Source organism: Rothia sp. P5764, from assembly GCF_048512965.1.
Lineage (GTDB): Bacteria > Actinomycetota > Actinomycetes > Actinomycetales > Micrococcaceae > Rothia.
In genome coordinates this window covers 52,766-70,570 of sequence record NZ_JBLXXQ010000005.1, presented here as the reverse complement: position 1 = coordinate 70,570, position 17,805 = coordinate 52,766, and the positions used below count along the sequence as shown (strand labels likewise).

Below are 17,805 nucleotides of genomic sequence, written 5' to 3'. Positions count from 1 at the left end.
CCCAGGTAGCCCGCCACCGCGAAAGAGCAGGCATGCACCCCGTCACCGGCCAAATGGCCGCCCTACCAGACCCCTCACCCTCAGCGCACCCCTACCCCCGCAGGTGGGTAGCACTCGCTGTACTCATGCTCCCGGTCCTCCTGGTCTCCATCGATAACACGGTGCTCTCCTTCGCCCTGCCCGAAATCTCCGCCCACCTAACACCCACAGGCCCCCAGCTTCTCTGGATTAACGACAGCTACGCCCTGGTGCTCTCCGGCCTACTCATACCAGCAGGAAGTCTCAGCGACCGCTACGGGCGCCGCACCATGCTCCTGATAGGCAGTGCAGGTTTCACCCTCGTATCAGCCGCAGCAGCCTTTGCCCCCAGCGCAGAATGGCTGATCGCCGCCCGCGCAGGAATGGCTGTTTTCGGGGCACTCCTCATGCCCTCCACCCTCTCCATTATCCGTAACATCTTCACCGATGCCACCGAACGGCGCACAGCCATAGCTATCTGGGCATCTGGCTACGCCGCCGGCGCGGCCCTTGGACCCATCACCGGCGGAATCCTGCTTGAGCACTACTGGTGGGGTTCCATCTTCCTCATAGCCCTGCCCATCATGCTTCCCCTGCTCATCCTCGGGCCCTGGCTCATCCCCAATTCCAAGGACCCCAACCCCGGTGCCATAGACACGCTCAGCATCGTGCTCATTATGACCACCATGACCCCAGCCGTCTACGCCATCAAGCACTTTGCCCACAAGGGCCTGGACCTACTCACCGCCAGTATGCTCATCCTGGCCCTGCTCTGCGGGTTCATCTTTACCCGCCGCCAGCTAACCCGCACGAATCCCATGCTGGACGTGAGGCTCTTCACCAACAAGCGGTTTACCGGGGCGGCACTGACTAACCTTATGACGGTATTTTCCCTGGTCGGCTTCCTCTACTTCGTTTCCCAGCACCTGCAACTGGTGAGCGGGCTCTCCCCGCTCCAAGCATCCCTGGTTCTGCTCCCCGGTCTGGCGCTCTCCGTTATCGCGGGCCTGGTGGTGGTCTACCTGGTCAAGTTCGTGCGGCTCTGGATCATGATTTGCATGGCTCTGGGCCTCATGGTGATAGCCTTCGCGCTGGTCATGCTCACCGCCCACACCGGCTCGGACACCAGTATTCTGATCGCTTTCGCCCTGTTAGGAACCGGCATAGGTTTCGCTGAGACCCTGACCAACGACATCATCATGTCAGCAGTCCCGCCTGAAAAAGCGGGGGCCGCCTCCGCTATCTCTGAAACCGCCTACGAAAGCGGGGCTGTGCTCGGTATCGCGGTTCTGGGTTCTATCCTCAATGCCGCCTATCTCGCCCACCTTGTCATACCCGCAGGTGTCAGTGAGCCTGATGCCGCACTGGCCCGCGAAACCCTGGGCGGTGCCGTTGCCGTGGCGGATCAGGTTGGCGGGCAGGCCGGTAGCGCGCTCCTAGAGTCAGCCCAGCAGGCCTTTGACGCGGGTGTTCTCTATACCGCCGGGATCGGTGGTGTGCTCATGCTCCTGTGTATTGTGCTAGTCACTCAGACCCTACGGACAGCCCCTAGGTAAAGGCCGAGGGCTAGAGCCAGCCCTTCTTGCGGAAGACCACCCAGAGGATCAGGGAGACAAGGGCCATGAGCCCCAAAGAGGCAGGGTAGCCCCAGGCCCAGTGTAACTCTGGCATCTCATCAAAGTTCATTCCATAGATAGACCCAATGACCGTTGGGACGACCAGGATCGCCGCCCAGGCGGAGATACGCTTCATGTCATCGTTCTGCCGTTCGGCAACAATGGTGGAGTTAACAGCCAGAGCATTTTCAAGCGATGCTTTTAGGTCATCGACCCGTTCGTTAATCTGTAGGACGTGGTCGTGGACGTCGCGGAAGAGGCGAATGAGCTCTACACCCTCTTCGGTTCCGGTGGTGCGACCGGTTGTTTCCATCAGGCGGAGGCGGCCCATGAGCAGGTCCAGCATGGGCACCAGCGGTTTTACCGCGCGTTTGAAGTCGGCTACCTCGTTGAGCAGGCCGTAAATGCGTTGGGAGATTTCGGAGGCTTCCCCGCCGGAAGAGAAGAGGGTGTCTTCGATTTCGTCCCCATCATTTTCTAGCCCATCTATGACCGGGTAGTAGCTATCAACCAGGCTATCCAGGACTCCGTGCAAGAAAAACATGGTCTGGGCACTGGTGGCGCAAGTCTGCATTACCAGCTCATTAAAGTTCTGGTTCATGGCGGCACGGGTTTTCTCGGCTGACCGCAGTGAGTCTTTGACCAACCAAATCATAAAGTGAGGACCAACGAAGAGGTGGGTCTCCCCCAGCCGAAGCTCCTCGGTGTCGTCCAGGTAGACGATAGGCCGCAGAACCAGGAAGTAAGTGTCGCCATAGCGGTCTATTTTGGCACGCTGGTGGCCGTGCTCTGAGTCTTCAATAGCCAGCGGGTGGAGGTCAAAGAGAGCCGCCAGAACCTCTAGATCCTGGTGACTGGCCTCAAGAAGGCCAACAAATGTACGGTCGCCCACCTGTGGTTGAAGCTCCGCGAAGTCTTTCAGGGTGCCGTATTCTTCGATGTCGCCATTGGCGCGCACAATTTTGCTGAGGAGAAGAGCCATGCTCACCATGCTATAGGAGTCTGCCCCACCGACATGAACTTGCCGGGTAACTCAGCCTGAGGGGTGCCATGAGGCTTATTCAAAAGTAGGAACACACCCCATACCCACCAACTAGATAACGGCACCAGCAAATGACAATCAATGAGGATAAATCATCACAAATAATCTCAAACCCACCGAAAGAACCATTACTCCACCAGCGCGCAAGAGGACTCACACCTCAACAATTCACCACACCACCAAGAGCCCCACCACCCCCAACATCTGGGCAAAACCAAGCAGCCAACCACCAGCATTCACCCTCGCCCAAGCCCTCAAAGCCCCGCTAACCTACCACCGGCGCAATCTCACTGAAGAGCTCCCTACTGAACTCTTCGACACCTCTCACCCCACCATCGCGCGGACCATCAACAGCATTAAGAAAGCGCCCCAAAATCTCTTTCCCCGCTCAATCCACCCTTAAACCAGCTCACTCAAAACACGGGGCCTTTGGCGATTGGCAGAACCCTGATTCCTCCTTGGAATTGGTGCTCCCAAGGTAAAACAAAACTTCTTCTGTAAGGGCAAACAGGCTGGTTCAACCATCACGTCATTTGCCCCCGGGGGAACTCTTGACTATCACTGACCCTATACCCAGGGCCAAGCATGATTCGCGCACTTTTAAGCATCATGGGCTGGACCGGGGGCCGGATTCATCTATCTTGGCTGCTAAGGGTTATATCGAGCTAGGCCTAGTCATTTTAGTCAGAGACAGTAAAGTCCACAAGACACCTGCGGATGTGAAGGCGGTGAACAGGTTCATTAATTTACGTCGGGCGGTGGTAGAGCAGGTGGCTGCGCAGGTAGGGATGCCTGGCAATGTAGTTTTGGCCTATGTGGAGCTATTTGTTTCTCTTTTAATATCACTAGTTCAGATAACGACGATGATGTATCGTTGGGTTTTGAATTAGGTGCTGGTGGGGAGCTTAGCACTGATACATTTATTGGAAGAACCTCCGGGGACCCAACTCCTGAGTACAGCACAGCATATAATAGTTTTTGCCAGGCCGCGTACGGAGGAGGTTGGAAGAGCGGAATGCAGGTACTTATCGATGGAAGCCCTGGATCAACCTCCAATGGGTTTTATTCGGTGTCGGAGTAGGGTGTTCTCAAAGTTTTTCATGGGACTGGGGAGTGAAATGATACCGATGAATAGTGTTGATGTATTTTTGAATGTTTGGTGCCCTACTAGGAGATTCCTTTAGTATCTACCGAATAATGAAATACCTCTCACGGGTAAGAAACCAAAAAGGAATATTCATTCCAGGAATCCCACCAGGGTCCCTTGCGGATAAAATTTTATATACTGTATCCCCTATAGAAGTATTTATCGGAGGCATTCATTTAGCAATGAAGAAAATCCCTTTATAAAAATTTTTTATTTTCACCTTTTTCTATACATTGATTGCACTAAAGCAACAAAGGAAATACTTATGTTTAATATATTCGAGCATGTTAACCTCCCCGTATTTGTCACTTCGTGGATTGGCTTTGCTATTTTTGGCATATTCCTTCCGCCGGTAACACATGACAAAGGAGTATGGTTCTTCATTAGTATTGCAATTTCAATTGTTTTTCTTATCATCTTTTGGTATCAAGTTTTGAAAGCTTTTGCACGAAGAAAGCAAGATACCGTCAGGGAATCTGACCCGCATGAGTAAGAAGAAAGAAATGAGCGCAAAAAGCATACATGGACATCCTAAACCGTATCTATTAACCGTGAGATAACGACTTATATGGAGGAGTAACGTTTGGTATTGGGGCGGGCTGGTCTCGTACGTATGGTAAATTTTGGCCTGCAAAGTAGGGGTATGTAGTAATGAATAATCTAGTAATTATAGTCGGCGCATTGGCTTTTATAGTGGGGACAATACTTTCTATATATCGAATAAGAGTATATCCAGATCGGGAAAGTGGGAAGCGGGGAGGTATTTTTCTGCCCGGCGTAGAAACCGGATCATTTATAGATAGAATGTGGTATATAGGGTCATCACTAGGATTTGGGCTCATGGGGCTCGTATGGATTATTAGTGAATTGACGAAAAAACCATGAAGAGGGATTATAAAATTTTTCTATCTGCATGGATAATAGGATTTTTATCCACTTCATTGATACCCTTTTTTCAAAACGAAAAATCTTTTGTGTTCTATATGCTATTTATTTTTACTGCAATTTCCTATTTAATTTTTCTGGTTTATGGAATTAGGGTTCTTTCTACTTTATTTACATTCAAAAAGAAAAATAAGTAGAAATATCGAAACCATTTTGTGATATTTCGAAACACAAAAAATAATTGACATTCATGTTGAGAAGATTCATCATGAGGGTAAACTGCTTATGTTGAACACCCCCTGCAACTGGTGCCCCTCTCTTTCTACGCGATACGGATAGGGCCAGTGTGCCTATATATATTTCTGATCTGATTGATTCTGATATTCGTTTGGTGAAGGATGATGGTTCGCCGCCTGACTATAATGGGGCATGTGTATACTTAGCGTTATAGGTCTTGTGGGATCTGGGCTTGTTTTTGCGGGCAGCATTATTGCCTTACCCGAGACTTTTGGGGCAACAACTCTAACAGCTATTGGCTCAGGCATAGCCTTTTTAGGATCGTTAGGAATGGCAGGCTTAACATGTCTCTAAAAGAAAAATATACGAGTCGTAAAAAATACTCTAGAATCCTTCTACTACTCGGATCCCTTTTTTACCTGGTGGCGCTTTTAGGATTTTCATATTTTTACCTAAAAACCCCTGTGGGAATTTTTCTTGCGGTTTTAATATTATTTACACTAATCGCAAATATATACATATTAATAAAATATTTTAAAAAGTAAGTATTAATCTACAGCCAACCTCCAAGTTTGCGGAACTAACCAAGACACTGCTATCTCCACAGAGTCAAAACCCCAAAAAAAATTTGGGTAACTTTTCAAGGTCTACGATCTTATCCCAGCTCTCATATACAGCCCTGCACCAGCGGATAGCCAAACCCAATAAGCAAAATAAGCCAGATATAAATTAAGCAATAACCCGTCCCATCGCCGACCACAACCGGGCTTACGCCGAATTATTCCACTTTAGCCAGTCACTGAACCACCGCGGTCAGAAAAAATTTTGAGGTGTTGTCCTTTGAAAAAGTCAACAAATCTCTTAAAAGGTGAGGCCCGCTCCCCTATCAGGAGCGGGCCTCACCTTCCATACGGGTTAGTCCAAGTTAGTCTTCCTCAATCAGGTCGCGGACCACAATAGTCTGCTCGCGCCCCGGGCCAACACCAATCGCCGAGATACGACAGCCAGAGATCTCTTCGAGCTTCTCCAGGTACCTACGGGCATTGACGGGCAGCTCTTGGAGAGTCTTAGCCTCAGTAATGTCCTCAGTCCAACCGTCAAAGTACTCATAAATAGGCTTTGCATGGTGAAAGTCCGACTGAGTCATAGGCATCTCATCAAAGCGAACGCCGTCCACATCGTAGGCCACACAGACCGGAATTTTCTCCAACCCGGTGAGCACATCCAGCTTGGTGATGAAAAGGTCGGTAAAGCCGTTAATGCGTACGGCCTGACGAGCCAACACCGCGTCATACCAGCCACAGCGTCGGGGGCGGCCAGTATTGACCCCAAACTCTCCACCGGTCTTCTGCAAGAACTCGCCCATCTCGTCAAAGAGTTCTGTGGGGAAGGGTCCAGCACCCACGCGGGTGGTGTAGGCCTTCTGAATACCGATGACGCGGGAAATGCGGGTGGGGCCAACACCGGAACCAACCGAAGCGCCGCCTGCGGTGGGGTTCGATGAGGTCACGAAGGGGTAGGTGCCGTGGTCAACGTCCAGGAAGGTGGCCTGACCGCCCTCCATGAGCAGGGTCTTACCCTCATCCAGCGCCTTGTTAAGGAGCTGGGTTGATTCCACAATCATAGGCGCTAGCCGATCGGCGAAGCTCATGAAGTAGTCAACGATCTCTTCGACCTCAACGTGGCGGCGGTTGTAGACCTTGACCAGCAGTTCGTTCTTCTGGCGCAGGGCCCCTTCAACCTTCTGACGCAGGATAGATTCATCGAGAATATCCTGCACACGGATACCCAGGCGGCCCACCTTATCCATATAGGTGGGGCCAATACCGCGACCGGTGGTACCGATAGCACGCTTGCCCAGGAACCGTTCGGTCACCTTATCCATGGTCTGGTGGTAGGGGGCTACCAGGTGGGCGTTGGCTGAAATCTTGAGTTTGGAGGTGTCTGCCCCGCGCGCTTCAAGCCCGTCAATTTCTTCAAAAAGGGCCTCGGGGTTCACCACAACACCGTTACCGATCACCGGGACAGCGTTTTCTGAGAGGATACCGGCGGGAAGGAGCTTGAGCTCAAACTTCTGGCCGTTGACGACGACGGTGTGCCCGGCATTGTTGCCACCGTTGGGCTTGACGACATAGTCAACGCGACCGCCAAGCAGGTCGGTTGCTTTGCCCTTACCTTCGTCGCCCCACTGGGCGCCTACAATCACGATTGCTGGCATAAAAGTCTTACTCCTGAATAGGTGTCACCTGCCGGGTTTCACGGCGGTGGGGTGGCGCTGAGCTAGCTGTGTATGCGGTTTGGCGCAGAGCACACCGTTTTTAAGAATACCAAGGCGGCACAGTATTGAGAGGGTCGGCGCGGTTTTCTGGCAAGAACAAAAGTAGAAGGCTCCCTCGGTAGGCACCCTATATACAGGGACTCATACAGTGCTCAGTGGGTCAGAACCCATTATGCGAAGCCTAAAAATCATAGGACATCGCAATTCTCCAAGAAAGATGTTTTACAAGTAAAATATTCTATATTTATTTAAAAATTGTAAATTTTACAAGTCACATAAAACTAATCACCATTCCACGCCAAACACCATAAATCTCCAAGCAATACCGCCCAGTAATTTTTAATAAATTAGAATGGGTAGCATGAGCAGCTTTCCCCCCAATAGCGCCCCAGATTCCCCCCAACTAGCACCCCCACAACCGGAGACTCATAAACCTAAAAACCGCATAGGACTTATAGCCCTTACACTTTCCGTGTCGGGGCTCATCTTCGGCATTTTTCCGGCAACCTCGGTCCTGGGCTGGATCCTGCTACCCGCCGGCTTTGGTGCCGGAATCGCAGGTCTCTTCCAAAAATCAAAGGAAAGAGTTACCTCAATTCTGGCGATTGTTCTTTCCTTTCTGGGCACCGTCATTTGTGGCATCGTACTATTGGTTACAGCGGTCCTCTCCGCTTCGCATCAGCCAGCAGCTAGACAGCCAGCAAGCGAAACTGAGGCAGAATCCCCCGTCGCTTCATCTTCGCTGTCAGCACCGGCGCTCATGCAACCCGCCGATTCCAGCCTTGCCTCATCTTCGGCTCAGCCAAGCACAACCACAACCCCCTCAAAGGCAGAATCACAGTCAAAGGGCAACGTCCCTGACGGCTACGAGAACGCTCTGGCAGAAGCACGCAATTACGTCAAAATTATGGACTTCTCCTACGCCGGGCTCTACGACCAGCTCACCAGTGAATACGGCGGAAAGCACTCGGCAGAGGCCGCCCAGTACGCTCTGGATAATCTGGAGGTTGACTGGAATGCCGAAGCCTTAGGAGCAGCACAGAACTACATTGACATCATGTCCTTCTCCTATGCCGGGCTCTACGACCAGCTCACCAATGAATACGGTGAGCAGTTCACCCCCGAACAGGCCCAGTACGCGGTGGATCAGGTCAAGGTTGACTGGAATGCCGAAGCACTAGAGTCAGCCCGGAGCTACATGGACCTGATGGACATGAGCACCGACAGTCTCTACGACCAGCTCACCAGCAAGCACGGTGAACAGTTCACCCCCGAACAGGCCCAGTACGCTATCGACCACCTCTAACCGGGAAGCCCCTCCTGTGACGTGATTAGAACAGCGCGACCTTGGGAGGTGCCGGGAAGATCGCGTCGAGTTGCGCCAGGTCGACGTCACTCAGACGGGTCACGATGGCCGCCGCATTCGCTTTGACCTGTGCCTGGCTCGTTGCTCCCGCGATTACCGACGCCACCGGGTTCTGCTGGGCCAGCCAGCTAAAGGCAACCTGCACCTCGGTAAGACCACGCTCGGAGGCAAAAGCAGAGAAAGCCTCCAACTGCCCCCAGTTGGCGCCCTCTAAGAGGGCGGGCTTGATGCGAGTCAAACGGCCATCAGCAGGAGCTTGGGTACGGGTGTATTTACCGGTCAAGAGACCGTTAGCTAGGGGGAAGTAGGGCAGCAGGCCCAGCCCGAACTCGCGGGCTGCCGGTAGAACCTCCAGTTCAGCCCTGCGGTCCAGTAGGTTGTAGTGATTCTCAGCAGCTATATAACGGTGGCCCAAGGCGCGGCCTAGGTGCTCAGCGTGGGCTAGTTGCCAGCCAGCGTAGTTAGAGGAGCCAATATAACGCACCTTGCCCTGCTCAATCAGGGTGCCCAGAGCAGAGAGGGTTTCCTCAACCGGGGTGGCGGGGTCGGGGGTGTGATGGAAGTAGAGGTCAATATAGTCTGTGCCCAGGCGGGTCAGTGACGCTTCAACAGCGCGCATAATGTAGCGGCGGGACCCGCGCACACCGTAGTCGCGCCCATTCACACCGCCCATATCCATGCCGAACTTGCTGACAATCACGATGTCGTCCCGGTCTATCCCAGTCTCACGCAGGGCACGGCCAAACATGGTCTCGGAAACCCCGGGCTCGGCGCCGTAGATATCGGCAACATCGAAGAGGGTGATGCCCTCGGCTACAGCAGCGGCAAGGACGGCGTTAGTGCCAGCCTGCGTTTCGGTTGCGGTTTTGCTGCGTCCCAGGTTGTTACACCCCAGGCCGACCGCTGATACGGTTAGCCCGCTCTTACCCACTTGGCGATATTCAATACTCATAGCCTCTACCTTAGCGGGCTGCGGGTGCGGCTCCGGTGGATTGCTTGCCAGCAGGTACCAGAAGAGCAACGACCAGGCAGACCAGTGACAGGCAGGCGGCAGCGAAGAAGGCCAGGTGCACACCGTCCATATAGGCGGCCAGATCGGTCTTTTTGCTGGTAGCTTTTCCTAGCTCGAGCAAGGCCACAAAGCTGGCGGTAGCTGCAGCGCCCGAAACCTGCTGGAAGGTAGTCATAGCCGATGAGCCAAAAGCCTGCAGTTCGCCGTTGAGCGACCCCAGGCCCACCGACATCATGGGTGTGTTAATGAGGGGTAGCGAGAAGCTCATGAGCATGTAGGTTGCTACCACGTACCAGACAGCGGTGTCCTGGCTAAAGGTGCTCATCAGCCAGATAGATGCGATAAAGAGAACCGCACCGGGGATCACCAGGGTACGAGCGCCCAGACGGTCAGCCAGGCGGCCAACAAAGGGACTGAGTACGGCCATGAGCAGGCCACCGGGAAGGAGCATCATACCGGTCTCCAGCGGGGTCAGGCCCAGGACGTTCACGGTGTAGAGCGGAATCAGGATAGCGGTACCCAGCATGACACCCATACCCACCGAACTCATCATAACGGTGAGGGTGAAAGGCCGTGCCTTGAAGATACGCAGGTCCATGAAGGGGCCCCGTTCTTGGAGCTTAATCTGGCGCACCACAAAAGCGGCGATAATGACGGCGGCAAAACCAATGACCAGCCAGGGGCTAACCGGCAGGTGGGCACCGCCGTGGGTTGGTTCCCCGCCAAGCGAGGAGAGACCCAAGACCAGGCCGCCGAAGCCTGCGGTAGATAGAACAATGGAGAGCAGATCAAGACGTTGGCTCTTGCCCTGGGGCTTACCGACAGGTGCCAGGCGGGAACCCACAGCAAGGGCAATCAAACCAATAGGCAGAATGAGCCAGAAAAGCCAACGCCAGCTCGCAACATTCAGAATCAGGCCAGAGACGGTGGGGCCAGCAGCAGGGGCCGCTGAAATGACCATACCGATGATGCCCATAGCCTGGCCGATTTTACTGGGTGCAACCAGACGCATCATGGTGGTCATCAGCAAGGGAATCACGATGCCGGTTCCGCCCGCCTGAAGCACTCGCCCTACCAGGAGTAGAGCAATGCCGGGGGCTGTAGCCGATACCAGAGTACCTAGCGAGAAGAGGGCCATAGCTCCCAGGAAGACCGCGCGAATGGAGTAGCGGGAAATAATGAAGCCCGACGCGGGGGTCACCACAGCCATGGTGAGCATAAAGCCGGTGGAGGTCCATTGGGCAGTTGCCGCCGCGATGTTGAGGTCTTCCATGATGTTGGGAAGAGCCACCCCCAGTAGGGTTTCATTGAGAATCAGAACAAAAGCGGATAGAACCATGATGGCAAGTAGTAGGAACTCATGACGTTCAAGCGACTGAGTCTGAGGACTAGCCTGGGGTCTTAGATGTTCTGATGGGTTGCTCTGGGCAGGCTGAGATGAAGGCATAGGCTACTAACCCTACCTAAAGGATGACCTAGTTAGCTATAAAATCTTGCTCACAGCCAGCTGACCTTGAGGTCAGGTAGGTACAAGAAAAAACGCTAGGGCTAGTAGCTTTTGCCACTAGCCCTAACGCCTTCTGCGGGTATCTAGGTAGAAAAACCTTAGAACTTGCCGTCGTAACCGCTACGCCAGGTGTTACCGGCAATACCAACGGTATCTAGTACGTGCCAGTGGCCGGTAGCCTTGTTCCTGATAACCCAGATAGCCTTGATCCAGCTTTGGCAGGAGCTAAACCAACGGTTAGCTGTTTTAATCTGTAGTTTGCCGACCCCGTGGGTGTTGCTGAAGCAGACGTTGTTGGACTGAACCATGATGGACCCCTGGGGTAGGGTGATGGTGCAGGGCCCGGAGCTACAACCGTCGAAGGCGTAAGGCATAGTAAGCCCGCTGACGTCACAGGGGCTAGTCCAGTTACCGGCAAAAAAATTGCCGCTGCTGTAGTAGCCACGGCTGATGCAGCGGAAACGTTCGGCGGCGTTACCGTGGGTGTTGGCGCGTGAGCCATCGCCACACACGGGCACCAGGTAGCACTGAACGTCGTAGCCTGCGCTACCTGCGGAAGCATCTAGGGTCAGGGTGGTGGTGTTGCCAAAGCACCAGCCTTCACCGTTGCTCTGGTCTGTGAAGTGTGCACAGGGAATCTGGCTCATCCAGTTACCGTCGTGGCAGCCCGGGGGCAGGGGTACCTGGCCGCCACCGCCGGTGCTGGGGGGGTTGGGGTTACCGGGGTTAGGGGTGGGGTGGGGGTGACCGGGGTGAGGAGTGGGCGTGGGCTGGGGTTGTCCACCGGGTGGGGTGGTGCTATCAGCAAATGCAGCTGGGGCTACTGCCATCAGGGGTGCTGCAATAGCCAGACCTTTAAGAGCCGTACGGCGGTTTGTAGAAAGAGTCATGATTTTCTCCCTAGAGAAATAGTGGTGTGTCACACGTGTATGGGTGCGGTGAGACTGGGGCGCAGGTACCGTTTGAAGGGTCCTAAGCTCGCTTGCTCACACATCATTTTTCCCCAGAAAAGTGCTGATAACTAGAGGAAACTATGATTTGTGGCGATAAGAGTGGGCATTGTAGGTAGTTCTGTTGATAGGCTGGTCACGCCCTGAGCCAAACCCACTAAATCAGGTCAAGAAGATATCAGCAGACCTCTAAACTGAGAAGCATGACACATTCAGGTATTGATACCAGCTTCCTTGACCCCGCCACCAACCCTGCCGACGACTTTTTCCGTTACGTCAACGGCACCTGGTACGACTCCCACCAGATTCCCGCCGACCGTTCACGTGACGGTGGCATGTACTTCTTGCGCGATGCCGCCGAAAAGCATGTGCGTGAGATTATCGAAAAGTTCGCCGCCGAACAGCCCGGCTCCCGTATCGGTGCGCTCTACTCATCTTTCATGAATACCGAGAAAATTGAGCAGGACGCCCTCACTCCCCTACTTGCCGAAGTCGAGCAGGTTTTGGCCGCCGCCACCCCCGATGACATGGTGCGGGTCATGGCAGCGCTCGATGTTCAGGGCCACGGCGGCCCCTTTGGCTGGTACACCAGCATTGACGCTAAGAACCCCGAGAAATATGTGCTCTACCTGTCCCAGACCGGTCTGGGCCTGCCTGATGAGTCCTACTATCGCGACGAAAAGTACGCCGAGATCCGTGATGCCTACCTTCAGCACATCACCCGCATGTTTGAGCTGACCGGTCTGGCCGAGAACTTTGGGCTAGAAGCCGCCGATGCCGCTAAAGCTGTCTTTGCCCATGAGACCGAGATTGCCTCCCACCACTGGGATAACGTTAAGTCCCGCAATGCCGATCTGCGCTATAACCCAATTCAGGCATCGGAGCTAGAGACCAGTTTCCCAGGCTTCCCCTTTAGCAGCTGGCTTGAGGGCATGGGCATCTCTCTGGAGAAAGCGGGTACCGTGGTGGTTAACCAGCCCTCCTACTTTGAGGCCGCCGCCCAGATGTGGGCCACTGCCCCGCTGTTTATCTGGAAGCTCTGGTACATCTGGCATATGGCTCATTCCCGTGCGCCCTACCTGACCGAAGCGATTGTGGCTGAGAACTTTGACTTCTACGGGCGTACCCTTTCGGGTTCCCAAGAACTGCGCGAGCGCTGGAAGCGCGGAGTTGGTCTGGTAGAAGGTTCCCTGGGTGAGGAGCTGGGTAAGGAATACGTTGCTATCCACTTCCCGCCAGCCCACAAGGCTAAGATGCTGGAACTGGTCAATGACCTGCTGGCGGCCTACCGCGAGTCGATTGGCACCCTGGACTGGATGACCGATGAGACCCGCGCCCGCGCCCTGGAAAAGCTGGGTAGCTTTGTCACAAAGATTGGCTACCCCGACACCTGGCGGGATTACTCTGAGCTGGAACTGACCGATGATCTCTTTGAGAATCTGCGCCGGTCGGCGGTCTTTGAACACGAGTTCCAGGTGGGTCGCATCAACGAGCCGGTCGATAAGAACGAGTGGCTGATGACCCCGCAGACCGTCAACGCCTACTACATGCCACCGGCCAATGAGATCGTCTTCCCTGCGGCCATTCTTCAGCCACCCTACTTTGACCCTGAGGCTGATGATGCCGTTAATTACGGTGCAATCGGCGGTGTGATTGGGCACGAGATTGGGCACGGCTTTGATGATCAGGGTTCTAAGTACGACGGCACCGGTGCCCTCAATAACTGGTGGACGGACGCTGACCGTTCAGAGTTCACCGAGCGCACTAAGGCCCTGGTGGAGCAGTACAACGCCTACACCCCCACCGGCCTTGACCCCGAAAAGTTTACGGTTAATGGTGAGCTGACCCTGGGTGAAAATATTGGTGACCTGGGTGGTCTTTCTATTGCCTTGAAGGCCTACAAAATTGCGCTTGATCGTCAGGGCCTGACCCTGGAGACTGCCCCGGTGATTGACGGCCTGACCGCCACCCAGCGTGTCTTTGTGGCTTGGGCGCAGGGCTGGCGTATGAAGACCCGCCCCCAGACCGCAGAGATGTTCCTGGCTATTGACCCGCACTCCCCCGAGGAGTTCCGTGTCAACGGCGTAGTGCGCAATATTGACGAGTTCTATACGGCCTTTGATGTTCAGCCGGGTGATGCCCTCTACCTGGCCCCCGAAGAGCGGGTTAAGATCTGGTAGAGCTACTGCCATGAATGCTTGGTGCTAGAACGATAGCGGTTGACCTCAGGTGGCGGTTGGTAACTAGCCAACCGCGCAGAGACTATACCTGCTGTATCTAGCACCTTGTAGCTCGGCCTATTCTCACCCCCCGGTCTCCTATGGGGTCTTTTCAGCTTTTGCTGTTATATCACCCGCTCTGTGGCCCTGGCTCAATTGAGCCAGGGCTTTTTTTGGGTAAGTACTTGCCCTAGGCATCCGACCCAAAACAAGAAATTACTTTACAAAGAAAGTATTTTGGTTTAGAGTGGGGGCTATACAAGAGATAAAACTCAAAAAGAAAGGCGTCCATCATGCAATTTGGCATCTTCACAGTAGGCGACATCACCCCAGACCCCCACAGCGGCAAGGCCCCCAGCGAGTACCGGCGCCAACGCAATATCGTCGAAATGGCTCAAAAAGCCGAAGAGGTAGGGCTAGATGTCTTCGCAGTAGGCCAGCACCACAACCCACCCTTTATAGCCTCCTCTCCTACCACCACCCTCGCCTATATTCCAAATACCCAAGAAACCCTCAATGCAGGGTCCTTCTTTGGTATCGCAGGTCAGAAAAGACCCGGGCCTCAAGCCGCTCAGGTAACTCGGCCACAGGGGTCAGTTGGGCTCTCTGTCACCCCTTTTGAAGAGCTCCTGAGAGCGGATTAGGTCTCTGGTGCTCATCTGTAGCCTGTGAAGGCAACTGCCACATATGCCCTTATCTCACTTCTGCAGCAGTAGGTAAGGGCTTGTGCGGTCTCTGGGCTATTAGCTCAAAGGTGTGCCAGAACTTCTCCCCCGAAAAAGTCTTACCCCAGTAGGCCTGTTCCTTAAGTCGATGCACTTGCATGCCGCGTAGGCTCTCCTCCAACCAGGAACGCTCAACACTAGAAATATCAGATTCCTGCGCCCAACTATCATCGGGGCCAAAGAGGTCCACAGCAATCAGCCCGCCAGGGGCAAGACTCTTCAGGAGCCGACTCCACACATCACCAAAAACCTCCGGTGGGCAGTACGGCAGGGAAAAGCCTGCATAAATACAGCAAAAATACGATGATTCTAAACCCACATCTTGAATAGGCAAGGTTGCAAGTTCCCAGCGGCTCAACCACTCGGGGTTCGACCGAACTATCTCTTGTGCGATGAGTTTCCCAGAGTCAGGAGTAGGCTCCACTGACAGAACATCAAACCCTTGAGCCAACAGTGCTTTTGTTTCAATGCCAGCTCCAGCCCCCACATCAAGAGCCTTGCCCCCGCAAACATCTAGGAGTGAGAGGGCATCAGTCAGTAAAGAGCGCACAGGTCTGCCCACCTGGGCTTGATTGTACCCACTCCAGTGTCCCGCATCATGTGAAAGCATAGTTTTATACTATCCAAATTCTGTGTGATTCACGCCCCATAAAAATGCACCTGCTCTCTCGTCCCAGCGAGAAGATAGGTGCTCACCCCCCAGGGAACTAGCTCATAGCAGGTGTTTCCCACAGGTTCAGCACGGTGCCGATCCCCTTCTTGACCGCCTTGCGGTAGACCACGGTGCCCCAGGCAATATCCTTAATAGGTATACCTCCCACCGAGTAGACCGTAATTTTCTCTTCTTCATCCTCGGGGGCGGGGGGGTGGTTCAAAGCCAGCCCCATACCGCGCAGTTCAGAGGTGTCCATCTGCCCGTTATGGATACGGTCGTTGAACTTGCACCCAATAATGGACAGGTGGTTGTGCGACTTGCCTGGCTCGGTTTCCTCGGCCCAGGTATGGTACATGCCGGCATTATCCACCAGTTTGCCAATCTCAGGGCCAAACATTCCCTAGTCCAGGTGCTCGGCCAGTAGGGTAGTCACCGCGCGCCTGGAGGGCAGGGGCTTCTTCCATGGCGTCAGTGCAGGCGGCGACATCTTCAACACCAGCTAAATGGTATTCACGGTATCTAGGCAGGGTCTAACCTGCCTGGAGAAGTTTCCTCTTCTTTCGGACCCAGCCAGGTTCACTTGTGCATATTTTTGCAGGGTACAGCTGGCCAGCCGCCCTGGGCGCTAGGCTTATCTTTAGTCACCGAACTCAAGCTGAGGAGAGCTATGGCAACCCCACCCCGCGTCCTTTTTGTCTGCCAGTCCAACAAGGGAAAGTCACAGATGGCGCAGGCCCTGATGAACCTGCACGCCCAGGGGCAGGTGGTCGCCACCTCAGCGGGAACTCAGGCCGCGGTTGGTGGTGCTGTAAACGCTGAGTCTGCTGAGTCACTAGCTGAGCTAGGGGCCGATATGAGCACCGGCTACCCCAAGTACGCGAGCGAGCAGGAGCTACAGGAGGCCGACCGCATCATTATTGTTGGTACCGCCGCCCACCTTGAAGGGGTCAGCCCCGAGATTGAAGCTAAGACCGAGCGTTGGGAAACCGATGAACCGTCCCTGCGCGGGATTGAGGGAGCTGAGCGCATGAAGCTGATCCGTGATGACATCAACCAGCGTGTCCTGGCCCTGCTGGACGAGCTGACCGGCTAATACCTACCTTTCATCCGTGGTAGCAGAAGGCTCACAGCGAAGTTGCTGGCTCGGAGCGGGTGTGAATCGCCGTGTGAGCGATAGCGAACCAGGTGAGAAGGTCAGCAAGGAGCATGAGTCTGGCCTACCCCTTATAAGGGAAAGGGACTGGAAGGCACCGCATTAGCCCGGTGCTTCCAGTCCCTTTGAGCGTTAAAGGCCTACTAGCTCAGGACCTTGATGGCCATGGGGTAGTCGTAGACCTGCCCGTTATTTGCCTTAACAGCGGCAATAATGTGCAGAACAATGAGGGCTACCCAAACAGCAAGCAGGATAATCCAGGTAAATACCGCTGCTATACCAAGCGTGGCAATGGTAAGAATCCAGACAGCCACGTTGATAAGCCACATGGTGAAGGAGAAGTTAAAGGCCCCAGCCGCTGCGTAACGCACGAACTGGTAGCCGGGCTTGTCCTTGTAAATGAACCAGAAAATCAGAGGCCCAATAAAATTAAGGGATGAGACCGTAACTACCAGCCCAATCAGACCTGAAAGGTGGGCGAACAACGCCATAGATTTGGCATCAGAAGGAATCTGGTTGCCGTAGGCATCAAAGGTTGGCTGACCAACGCCCGGCTGGCTGGGGCCGGACTGACCGTAACCAGGTGCGCTGTAGGCACCAGCCTGACCGGGAGGCTGTTGGCCGTAACCGGGTGATTGCGGTGCGGAGGGGTCAGCTTGGGCAGAATCGGGTTGCCGAGCGGTGTAGTCCTGTGTCTGCTGGCTGGGCTGACCGTACACCGGGGTGTCCTGCTGGGGGGCGTTGGGGGCCTGCTCGACTGGTTCCGGCTCAGCCCGGTGGTTCGGTGACTGGGGAGCCTCACCCTCAGGGCCGATTGATGAATTGCTGTTCTGGTGGGGCAGGTGAGGATTGTTCTGCTCAGTCACGCTGAAGCCTTTCGCGGGATTTTTTACTTCTACCTAATACTCTAAGTCAACCCCGACAGGTTTATACCGTTGAGGGGCCTCATCTGCTCTGAAATCATCCTCACAGATGAGCATATAAGACCTCTTTCT

The 17,805-nt window shown here is 54.3% G+C and carries 12 protein-coding genes and 1 pseudogene; 5 read left to right on the top strand and 8 right to left on the bottom strand.

Features of this window, described 5'->3' with window-relative positions; translation table 11 throughout:
* Positions 1–53 precede the first annotated feature (53 nt).
* A complete protein-coding gene (locus tag ACN08Y_RS08250; protein ID WP_419112430.1) occupies positions 54–1,574 on the top strand; it encodes an MFS transporter in 1,521 nt (506 codons plus the stop codon).
* A 10-nt stretch (positions 1,575–1,584) separates the two neighbouring features.
* Here ACN08Y_RS08250 and ACN08Y_RS08245 read toward each other — a convergent pair whose 3' ends face one another.
* Positions 1,585–2,616: a magnesium and cobalt transport protein CorA gene (locus ACN08Y_RS08245; protein WP_419100269.1), complete on the bottom strand. Its 1,032-nt coding sequence runs from the start codon at positions 2,614–2,616 to the stop codon at positions 1,585–1,587.
* A 3,254-nt stretch (positions 2,617–5,870) separates the two neighbouring features.
* On the bottom strand, positions 5,871–7,163 hold the full coding sequence (locus ACN08Y_RS08240) for an adenylosuccinate synthase (protein WP_419112379.1): 1,293 nt from the start codon (positions 7,161–7,163) through the stop codon (positions 5,871–5,873).
* Between the two features lie 421 nt (positions 7,164–7,584).
* On the opposite strand from ACN08Y_RS08240, the gene ACN08Y_RS08235 reads away from it, so the two are divergent.
* On the top strand, positions 7,585–8,529 hold the full coding sequence (locus tag ACN08Y_RS08235; RefSeq protein ID WP_419100274.1) for an Ltp family lipoprotein: 945 nt from the start codon (positions 7,585–7,587) through the stop codon (positions 8,527–8,529).
* Positions 8,530–8,554: 25 nt separating this feature from the next.
* On the opposite strand, the gene ACN08Y_RS08230 is transcribed toward ACN08Y_RS08235, so the two are convergent.
* From ACN08Y_RS08230 to ACN08Y_RS08220, 3 genes are all read right to left on the bottom strand, one after another.
* Complete coding sequence (locus tag ACN08Y_RS08230; protein WP_419100275.1) at positions 8,555–9,541, bottom strand: aldo/keto reductase; 987 nt, start codon at positions 9,539–9,541, stop codon at positions 8,555–8,557.
* 10 nt (positions 9,542–9,551) lie between these two features.
* Positions 9,552–11,048, bottom strand: a complete 1,497-nt coding sequence (locus tag ACN08Y_RS08225; RefSeq protein WP_419112378.1) for an MDR family MFS transporter — start codon at positions 11,046–11,048, stop codon at positions 9,552–9,554.
* Between the two features lie 158 nt (positions 11,049–11,206).
* Entirely contained in the window at positions 11,207–11,998 is a 792-nt protein-coding gene (locus ACN08Y_RS08220; RefSeq protein ID WP_419111134.1) for a hypothetical protein, read from the bottom strand.
* Between the two features lie 263 nt (positions 11,999–12,261).
* Between ACN08Y_RS08220 and ACN08Y_RS08215 the strand changes: the two genes are divergently transcribed.
* Positions 12,262–14,238 carry a M13 family metallopeptidase gene (locus ACN08Y_RS08215; RefSeq protein WP_419112377.1) on the top strand — a complete coding sequence of 659 codons (1,977 nt, stop codon included), beginning with the start codon at positions 12,262–12,264 and terminating at the stop codon, positions 14,236–14,238.
* Positions 14,239–14,570: 332 nt separating this feature from the next.
* Positions 14,571–14,792: pseudogene (locus ACN08Y_RS08210) on the top strand (LLM class flavin-dependent oxidoreductase); the annotation flags it as partial.
* Positions 14,793–14,970: 178 nt separating this feature from the next.
* Here ACN08Y_RS08210 and ACN08Y_RS08205 read toward each other — a convergent pair.
* Positions 14,971–15,552 (bottom strand): class I SAM-dependent methyltransferase, encoded by a 582-nt coding sequence (locus tag ACN08Y_RS08205; protein WP_419112376.1) that lies wholly within the window; start codon positions 15,550–15,552, stop codon positions 14,971–14,973.
* A 157-nt stretch (positions 15,553–15,709) separates the two neighbouring features.
* Positions 15,710–16,054 carry a hypothetical protein gene (locus ACN08Y_RS08200; RefSeq protein ID WP_419112375.1) on the bottom strand — a complete coding sequence of 115 codons (345 nt, stop codon included), beginning with the start codon at positions 16,052–16,054 and terminating at the stop codon, positions 15,710–15,712.
* Between the two features lie 270 nt (positions 16,055–16,324).
* Here ACN08Y_RS08200 and ACN08Y_RS08195 point away from each other — a divergent pair, with 270 nt between their 5' ends.
* Positions 16,325–16,750, top strand: a complete 426-nt coding sequence (locus tag ACN08Y_RS08195) for a low molecular weight phosphatase family protein (protein ID WP_419100282.1) — start codon at positions 16,325–16,327, stop codon at positions 16,748–16,750.
* 203 nt (positions 16,751–16,953) lie between these two features.
* Here the strand turns inward: ACN08Y_RS08195 and ACN08Y_RS08190 are convergent, their stop codons facing one another.
* A complete protein-coding gene (locus tag ACN08Y_RS08190; RefSeq protein ID WP_419112374.1) occupies positions 16,954–17,676 on the bottom strand; it encodes a DUF4870 domain-containing protein in 723 nt (240 codons plus the stop codon).
* Positions 17,677–17,805 lie beyond the last annotated feature (129 nt).